This window comes from Vibrio fujianensis, from assembly GCF_002749895.1.
In the GTDB taxonomy this organism is placed as follows: domain Bacteria; phylum Pseudomonadota; class Gammaproteobacteria; order Enterobacterales; family Vibrionaceae; genus Vibrio; species Vibrio fujianensis.
Map to the genome: position 1 here is coordinate 168553 of NZ_NBUS01000039.1, position 1106 is coordinate 169658.

Below are 1106 nucleotides of genomic sequence, written 5' to 3' on the forward strand. Positions count from 1 at the left end.
TGGCCCCTTGCGGGTGAGCAAACTCGGTTAAGCCTCCGGCCCGCTGTAATAGCTGCGCTAGGGTTTCACCACGACGGATGGTATAGATTCCAGGGAATTTAACTTCGCCTTGCAAGGTGATCGTGTATTGATGTTGTATCTCGGGACGCTCAAAAACGCTAAGTCGATCTCGCGGCTGAACGATGACTTGTGCCTCACCACTGAGCACCGCATTTAAGTTAATTTGTTCAATATTTGCATGGTAATCAGTTTGGTTAATGGCTGCACGGGTCAACTCAGCACGATCAGTATATGCATTTGAAGTCAATCCACCTGCGGCGATTAATAAGCTATTTAAATCTTGTTTTTGGGTTATCGGATAACGGCCTGGATAACGAAGCTCACCAACTAACTCAACAATAGCGGCAGGCTCTCCGTAACGGGCTTGTTGTTGCAAACGCAACAGTATCGGAGCTAACAGAGCGCGACGAGAGTTCGATGAGCGATCTGCACCTAGTGCTAATTGTTTGTCGGTCGCTTGTTTATCTTTCTGCGCCTGACGTTCTGCTTCATCAAGTGATTGCACGATTTCAACTGCAGTACCGTTATCTCGATCAACCCCACGACGACTAAATACAACCAGTTGATCACCATTAGATAAAACGAGATTGTTTGATGACGATGGATTAAGTAGGGCATCAGCTAAATTAAACTGTAAAACCTTTATATCCCTTTGATGATTAACTTCTCGAACTAATAAAGCATAATCTAAATCTGCACTCGGATTAAATGCGCTGTCTTGAGATTGAAAGATATCACTCACGGTCATGCCTTCTTGCCACTCAACTACTCCTGGGTGAGTCACATCACCGGTGATCTGCACGACATTCGTTAGTGGATTTGTTCGTGTTGCGACGGTTAATACGTCACCATGATGTACAGGCTGATTAAGTGTGTTGATCTCTGTTAAATTGACATCGCGTAATTCAACACTTTCTCCAGGTAATAAACGTTTTAATTGGCTACGTTCAGCAAAGGCATTGACACGTAAGCCACCCGCCATAGTGATAAGATCTTGATAGGTGCTGCCTGGCTTTATTTCATAAATAGCTGGGCGTTGTATTTGT

The 1106-nt window shown here is 44.5% G+C and carries 1 protein-coding gene; it reads right to left on the reverse strand.

Annotation, left to right across the window (positions count from 1 at the left end; genetic code table 11):
• Positions 1-1106, reverse strand: a 1106-nt coding sequence (locus B7C60_RS17960; protein WP_245868618.1) for an SLBB domain-containing protein, incomplete at both ends; no start/stop codon positions are given.